The sequence below is a fragment of the Tahibacter caeni genome, assembly GCF_024609805.1.
Lineage (GTDB): Bacteria > Pseudomonadota > Gammaproteobacteria > Xanthomonadales > Rhodanobacteraceae > Tahibacter > Tahibacter caeni.
The window spans coordinates 1-7,559 of sequence record NZ_JANFVR010000241.1 but is presented as its reverse complement, the minus strand read 5'-3'; the positions used below and the strand labels follow the sequence as shown (position 1 = coordinate 7,559).

4 protein-coding genes and 1 pseudogene are annotated in these 7,559 nt (G+C 68.2%); all 5 read left to right on the top strand.

The window, feature by feature from the left end:
- Positions 1-413 (top strand): annotated as a pseudogene (locus NON22_RS17350) (hypothetical protein); the annotation flags it as partial.
- Positions 414-569: 156 nt separating this feature from the next.
- Positions 570-2,750 carry an alpha/beta hydrolase gene (locus NON22_RS17345; protein WP_257388204.1) on the top strand — a complete coding sequence of 727 codons (2,181 nt, stop codon included), beginning with the start codon at positions 570-572 and terminating at the stop codon, positions 2,748-2,750.
- Between the two features lie 31 nt (positions 2,751-2,781).
- Positions 2,782-4,674, top strand: a complete 1,893-nt coding sequence (locus NON22_RS17340) for a DUF1302 domain-containing protein (protein ID WP_257388203.1) — start codon at positions 2,782-2,784, stop codon at positions 4,672-4,674.
- Positions 4,675-4,698: 24 nt separating this feature from the next.
- On the top strand, positions 4,699-6,084 hold the full coding sequence (locus NON22_RS17335; RefSeq protein WP_257388202.1) for a DUF1329 domain-containing protein: 1,386 nt from the start codon (positions 4,699-4,701) through the stop codon (positions 6,082-6,084).
- Between the two features lie 559 nt (positions 6,085-6,643).
- A partial coding sequence (locus tag NON22_RS17330) for a WD40/YVTN/BNR-like repeat-containing protein (protein WP_257388201.1) occupies positions 6,644-7,559 on the top strand: 916 nt, incomplete at its 3' end.

Below are 7,559 nucleotides of genomic sequence, written 5' to 3'. Positions count from 1 at the left end.
GCCTGTTTCCGCTCGTCCCCGGCGCGACCGGCCTGCGCCAGCCCGTGCATGCCGACGACGTCGCGGCGGCCTGCGTGGCCGCGCTGGCGGGCAATGCGGCGGGGCGGGTCGTACCGCTCGGCGGCGGCGAGCGGCTGAGCTACGCGCAGATGCTCGCGCGGGTCCGCGCCGGGCTCGACGGGACGACCTTTCCACTGCCGCTGCCGACCGGACTTCTGCGTCTGGTGATGCGCGTCACAGGCCGCGGCGGCGGAATGGTGCAGCGCCTCAAGCAGGATCTGGTCGCCGACAACGCACCGGCGCAGACCCTGCTCGGTCTGCGGCCGCGCGATTTTCGTCCAGCCAGCGGATGCTGGCAGGCCGACGAAGGCGTTCGTGCGCGACGTGTCGGACCCAAAAATGAAACAAAGTAGCTATGTGGATTAAATGAACTTGCGGCGCAGTTTTGCTGCGTCGCAACAGCAAAAACTGTCCCGGCCAGTTCGTTAAATCCACGTTGCCAACGCGCGTTTGAACTCCCTAAGATACGTGAGCGTCGCGTATCCACACTTTTCCCAAGGAATCTTCCTATGCAGGCCCGAAAGAGTTTGGCACTGGCGTTGTCGTCTGCGCTGCTCGCCGCGTGCGGCGGCGGCAGTAACAGCCCCCGCGCCGTCGCGACGCCGCCGGCGAACAACGGCAACGGCACGCCCGTCACCGGCGTCATCGCGGCCCGCTTCGATCCGAGCACGTCGGTAATCCCGCTGCCGAACAATCTGCTGCTGTCGGGCACGACGGACCTGACGCTGAACATCCCGGTCGCGAATCCGAACAACTTCGCCGACCCGCAGGTCGCCGTGAATGCGCTGGACGGCTGGAGCACGATCGGCCCAGGCCAGGTGCAGTTCTCCGCGGCGCCGAAGGCCAGCACGCTCGTGCCGGGCGACACGATCCGCCTGTTCGAGGTGACCCTGACCGGCCCCGGCGGCGGCGTCACCGGCATCGTGCGCGAACTCGCCGCGAACACCGACTTCGTCACTGCCGTCGCGCCGTCGGACACGACCGCCCGCACCGTCGCGATCGTGCCGACCAAGCCGCTGAAGCAGCTCACGAGCTACATGGCCATCGTGACGACCGGCGTGACCGACAACAGCGGCAACGACGCGACGCCGGACCAGACCTATTTCCTGTCCAAGCGCACCAGCCCGCTCTGCGTCAACGGCGCCTCGACCGAGCCGCTGCTGCCGGCCGCGACGGCCTGCTCGCTCGAGCCGCTGCGCCTGCTGACCAATTCGCACCTGGCCGCGGCCAACAGCAAGGGCATCACGCCGGACAAGGTCGTCGTGAGCTGGGTGTTCACGACGCAGGGCATCACGCCGGTGCTGCAGGCGGCCGTCGGCAAGGTCGGCCAGTCGCCGGCGCCGCTGACGCGCGTCGCGCCGACCGGCAAGACGATCGGCGATATCGGTCTCGGCCTCGCACCGATCGCCGACATCTTCATCGGCACGATCGACGTGCCGTACTACCTGAAGGCGCCGGCCGCCGCGACGCCGACGGCGCAGGCCGGCGCCGTGCTGCAAGGCTTCTGGCAGGCTGCGCCGGGCGCCTACGTGCCGCCGTTCAACGCGGCCGGCCTGTCGCCGACCTCGACCAACGTGACTTTCGCCAATCCGTTCCCGGTCGCGACCAAGACCGAAACGATTCCGCTGCTGCTGACCGTGCCGAATGCGGCGTCGGGCAAGACGCGTCCGAATCAGGGCTGGCCGGTCGTGATCTACCAGCACGGCATCACGCGCAACCGCACCGACATGTTCGCCGTGTCGCAGACGCTCGCCTCGCAGGGCTTCGCGGTCATCGCGATCGACATTCCGCTGCACGGCCTGCCGCCGGGCCATCCGTTCAACATCGAATCGACGCCGCTGGCCGCGACCGGCGCGCACGAGCGCACGTTCAACGTCGACCTGATCAAGAACGACGGCTCGGCCTGCCCGACCGGCCAGTCGATCTGTCCCGACGGCCAGCCGGATCCGTCCGGCGCGCACATGATCAACCTCGGCAGCCTGCTGACCTCGCGCGACAACCTGCGCCAGGGCATCGTCGACCTGTTCTCGCTGTCCAAGGCCGTCCCGACGATCAACTACGACGGCGCCGCCAGCGCCGACTTCGACGGTTCGCGCATCAGCTTCGTCGGCCAGTCGCTCGGCAGCATCATCGGCACGAGCTTCGCGGCGTTCGATCCGGCCATCAACACGGCCGTGCTCAGCGTGCCGGGCGGCGGCATCGCGCGCCTGCTCGACGGTTCGGCCACGTTCGGTCCGCGCATCCGCGCCGGTCTCGCCGCAGCCGGCGTCACCGCCGGCACGCCGGACTACGACCGCTTCATGGGCGCCGCCCAGCAGGCCGTCGACAGCGCCGATCCGCTGAACACGGCGTTCGCGCTGGCCGCCAAGCGCGTGCTCGTGCACGAAGTCGTCGGCGGCGGTTCCGTGCTGCCCGACCAGGTCATTCCGAACACCGTGCCGGGCGCTCCGCTGGCCGGCACCGAGGCGCTGATCCGCGCGCTGGGACTGAGCTCGATCACTGCGACCACCCAGTCGGCTACCGGCGTGCGCGGCGCGACGCGCTTCACCCAGGGCAACCACGGCTCCCTGCTCGACCCGACCGCCTCGCCGGCGGCGACGGTGGAAATGCAGAAGCAGATGGCGAGCATGCTGGTCAGCGGCGGCAGCGCCGTGCAGGTCAGCGACACCTCCGTGATCAGAACGCAATAAGCGACCGACCAGGAACTTGGGGAATCCACACATGAAGAACGACACCAACTTCCGCGGCTCGCGTCGCCCGCTCGCTGCGGCCGTGGCCCTCGCGCTCGGCGCCCTTGCCGTCGTGCCGGCCCAGGCCGTCGAGTTCGGCAGCCAGGACGGCTTCCACGGCACGGTCAACACGACCGTGACCTGGGGCGCCGCCTGGCGCGTGTCCTCGCAGGACGACGATCTGATCGGCAAGTCCCAGTTCAATCCGGCCATCGGCCAGCTGCCGCTCGGCAGCCCGGAGCAGCGCGCCGCGCGCGGCCGCTTCTCGGTCAACAGCGACGACGGCGACATGAAGTGGGAGGACGGCGACGTCTTCACCAACGCCGTCAAGGCCACGGTGGAACTGAGCCTGATGTACGGCGCGAACACCGGCGCCTTCTTCCGCGGCTACAGCTTCTACGACTGGGAGAACGCGAGCCGCTACGACCTGTCCTCCGAAGCCAAGGAAAAGGTCGGCAAGGACACCAAGATCCTCGACGCGTTCGTGTTCCACAACTTCAACGTGGGCGACACCAGCGCGACGGTCCGCGTCGGCCAGCAGGTCGTCAGCTGGGGCGAGAGCACGTTCATCCAGGGCGGCGCGAACGTCATCAACCCGATAGACGTGTCGAAGCTGCGCGTCGCCGGCGCCGAGCTCAAGGAAGCGTTCCTGCCGGTCAACATGATCTGGGGCTCGGTCAACCTGACCGACACGCTGTCGGCCGAAGCGCTGTACCTGTTCGAGTTCGAGCAGACCGAGGCCGATCCGGCCGGCACCTACTTCTCGACCAACGACTTCGCGACGCTGGGCGGCAGCTACGTCATGCTGAACTTCGGCACGATCCCGCAGCCGGTCATCAATCCTGACTTCTACTACGGCTACTGCTTCAACAACTCCGGCGGCACCGACAATCCGAACCTGCCGGCCGCGCTGAAGCCGGCCGCCTGCGGCGCGGCCGTGCCGCGCGCGCCGGACCGCTTCGCGAAGGACTCGGGCCAGTACGGCTTCCGCCTGAACTATCTGGCCAACTGGCTCAACAACACCGAGTTCGGCTTCTACGCGCTGAACTACCACAGCCGCCTGCCGCTGCTGTCGGGCCGCGCGGTCACGAGCACGGCGGTCACCTCGGGCCGCTATTTCGCCGAGTATCCCGAAGACATCCGCATGTTCGCGGTCAGCTTCAACACGCCGCTCGAAAGCTCTGGCATCGCGCTGCAGGGCGAACTGTCCTACCGCCCGAACGCTCCGCTGCAGATCGACGACGTGGAACTGCTGTTCGCCGCACTGAGCCCGCTGAACGCCGTGATCCCGGCGCCGGGCCTGCGCTTCGGCAGCCAGCTCGGCCAGTACGCGCCGGGCGAGGAGATCCGCGGCTGGGAACGCCACAAGATCTCGCAGCTGCAGGTCACCGCGACGAAGGTGTTCGGTCCGGGCAATTTCCTCGCGGCCGACCAGATCTCGCTCGTCGGCGAAGTCGGCTTCACGAACATCTGGGACCTGCCGGATCCGTCCGTGCTGCGCTATCAGGGCGACGGCACCGACACCGGCGGCGGCTACGACGTGACCTCCGGTGCGCTGCGCAATCCGCAGACCCAGGTCGACGGCTTCCCGACCTCGTTCTCCTGGGGCTACCGCATCGCCGCGCGCGCGGACTACAACAACGCCTTCGGCAGCGCGTTCACGCTGTCGCCGCGCATCGCGTTCAACCACGACGTCAACGGCATCACGCCGGGACCGGGCGGCAACTTCATCGAAGACCGCAAGTCCGTGACGCTCGGCGCCGAAGCCAACTATCTCAACAAGCTGGCCTTCGATCTGAGCTACACGAACTTCTTCGGCGCCGGCAATCTGAACCTGATCAGCGACCGCGACTTCGTCGCGTTCTCGGTCAAGTACTCGTTCTAAGCGTTTTCTGCGGGAGGGAAATACATGACGATGCTCAAGAAGACCCGGACGGCGGCTCTGGTGGCGTTGGTGCTCGTGTCCACCGCGGCGCTGGCCAAGGTCAGTCCGCAGGAAGCGGCCAAGCTCGGCGCCACCGGCACGCCGCTGACGCCGATGGGTGCCGAACGCGCCGGCAACAAGGAAGGCACGATTCCCGAGTGGAAGGGCGGCATCACGACGCCGCCGTCGGGCTACAAGGTCGGCGACCACCATCCCGATCCTTACGCCGACGACAAGCCGCTGTTCACGATCACGGCGCAGAACTACAAGGACTACGGAGACAAGATCGGCGCCGGCCAGATCGGCATGTTCGAGAAGTACAAGAACTGGAAGATGGTCGTGTATCCGACGCGCCGCAGCGCGTCGTATCCGGCGCGCACCTACGAGTACACGATCAAGAACGCGACCACCGGCGAGCTCGTCGACGACGGCGAAGGCGTCGCGAACGTGGCCGAAGGCGTGCCGTTCCCGATCCTCGACAAGGATCCGGTCAAGGCCGGCTACGAGGCGATCTGGAACCACAAGCTGAAGTTCAAGGGTGTCGCCGGCCTGCGCTGGGCCGACCAGGCCGCGCCGACGGCGACCGGCGCCTACACCTTGACGCGCATCAAGGAAGAGCTGCTCGGCCTCTACTACAAGCCGGGCAATACGCTGAAAGACATCAACAACGTGCTGATCTACTTCTATCAGGAAGTGGTCGCGCCGCCGCGCCTCGCCGGTCAGGTGCTGCTCGTGCACGAAACCCTGGACTCCAAGAAGGAGCCGCGTCAGGCCTGGGTGTACAACCCCGGTCAGCGCCGCGTGCGCCGCGCCCCGAACGTCGCCTACGACAATCCGGGCACCGCGTCCGACGGCCTGCGCACGAACGACCAGACCGACATGTACAACGGCGCGATGGACCGCTACGACTGGAAGCTCGTCGGCAAGAAGGAAATGTACGTCCCGTACAACTCGTACAAGGCGCACAGCGACAAGATCAAGGTCGACGACCTCGTCAAGCCGGGCTTCATCAATCCGGACCTGCTGCGCTACGAGCTGCACCGCGTCTACATCGTCGAGGCCACCCTGAAGGCCGGCCAGCGCCACATCAATCCGCGGCGCACGTTCTACATCGACGAGGACAGCTGGCAGATCCTCGTCATGGACCACTACGACTCGGCCGGCAAGCTCTGGCGCTACTCGGAAGCGCCCAGCGTGAACTACTACGAAGTGCCGCTGTTCTGGTCGACGCTCGAGACGCATCACGACCTCAAGTCGGGCCGCTACATCGTGTCGGGCCTCGACAATCAGGAAGCGATGTACGACTTCTCGTACCAGACCACGCCGGACATGTTCACGCCGCAGTCGCTGCGTCAGCGCGGCTTCCAGTAAGCCGTCGCGCGTGCGCATCCCGATCAGCCGCCGCCGGTCCGGGGCGGCTGATCGCGTTTCGGGCGCTGCGCCTGCAGGCGTCCGCGGCGTCGCGCGCGCGAAGGTTGCGCGCGCTGCGCGAGCGTCCGCAGCCATTCCGCGACGGCCCGCGATTGCGCTAAGGTGGCGACGCCGCGGCGGGCTGCGAAAACCGCCGGGCGCCAGTGTCGCGACGGCCGGCCGAGCCGGTCGCGCCGCACGCGCGCCGTAACGACAACGAACGAAGACGCGGACGCATTCCGCGTCGCCAGGGGAGAGCCGGGAGGGGCGCTTCCCACGCATTGCGAGGGGCTGGCTGATGGGACGTTTGTCGCGTGAATCCTTGACCACGGGAACGCCGTCGTGGCGCGCCCTGCTGCTGTCGTCGCTGCTGCTAGTCGGAGCTGCGGTTGCGCAGGAATCCGCTGCGCCGGCGGCGGCGCCCGCAGCAGCGCCGGCGGCTGCCGAAACACCGGCGACGGCGCCGGCGGCGATGGCGAATGCCGCGCCCGCAGTCGCCTGGCCCGAGCCCGTGAACAGCATGGCCGAGCCCATGCCGCTCGTGACGCAGTCGCTGCTGCTGGATCTGGCCGAATCGGGCAACCGCGCGATCGCGGTCGGCGAGCGCGGCGCAGTGATCCTGTCCGACGACCGCGTCAACTGGCGCCAGGTCGCCGACGTGCCGACGCGCGCGACGTTGACCGCGCTCAGCACCGCCGGCAGCAAGGTCTGGGCCGTCGGCCGCGACGGCGTGATCCTCGCGAGCGAGGACGCCGGCGAGCACTGGAAAGTGCAGCGCCGCGATCCGTGGCTGCCGCCGACCGACGCGAACGCCGGCGACAACGCGCGTCACGGCGCGCCGCTGCTCGACGTGCTGTTCCTCGACGAGAACCGCGGTTTCGCGGTCGGCGCCTACAGCCTGTTCCTCGAAACCAGCGACGGCGGCGCGACCTGGAACGAACGGCACATCCTGTCCGACGCGGCGACGGCAACGCCTGCCGCTGCGTCCGCCGCGGGCGGCGGCGACAAATGGACGTTCTCGAAAGAGGAACTCAAGATCGAGGACGAGAGCGAGCCGCATTTCAACGCGATCGCGCGCACCAGCGACGGCTCGCTGCTGATCGCCGGCGAACGCGGCAGCCTGCTGCGCTCGCGCGACAACGGCGCGAACTGGCAGCGCATGAAGCTGCCGTACGACGGCTCCATGTTCGGCGCGATCGGCTTCGAGGGCCAGCGCGCGATCGTGTTCGGCCTGCGCGGCCACGCCTTCGAGACCGACAACCTCGGCGACAGCTGGCGCGAGCTCAAGACCGACACCGAGCTCAGCCTGCTCGGCGGCGTGAAGCTCAGCGGCGGCGGCGTCGCGCTGGTCGGTGCGAACGGCCTCGTGCTCGTGCGCCGCGCGGCCAACGAGCCGCTGCGCGCCGGCGCGATCGATCCGGCCGGCGCGCTGGCCG

What these genes read in the sequence shown, in the direction of transcription:
- NON22_RS17340 (WP_257388203.1), top strand. Translation starts at nt 2,782, where the DNA reads ATGAAGAACGACACCAACTTCCGCGGCTCGCGTCGCCCGCTCGCTGCG.
- NON22_RS17345 (WP_257388204.1), top strand. Translation starts at nt 570, where the DNA reads ATGCAGGCCCGAAAGAGTTTGGCACTGGCGTTGTCGTCTGCGCTGCTC.
- NON22_RS17335 (WP_257388202.1), top strand. Translation starts at nt 4,699, where the DNA reads ATGACGATGCTCAAGAAGACCCGGACGGCGGCTCTGGTGGCGTTGGTG.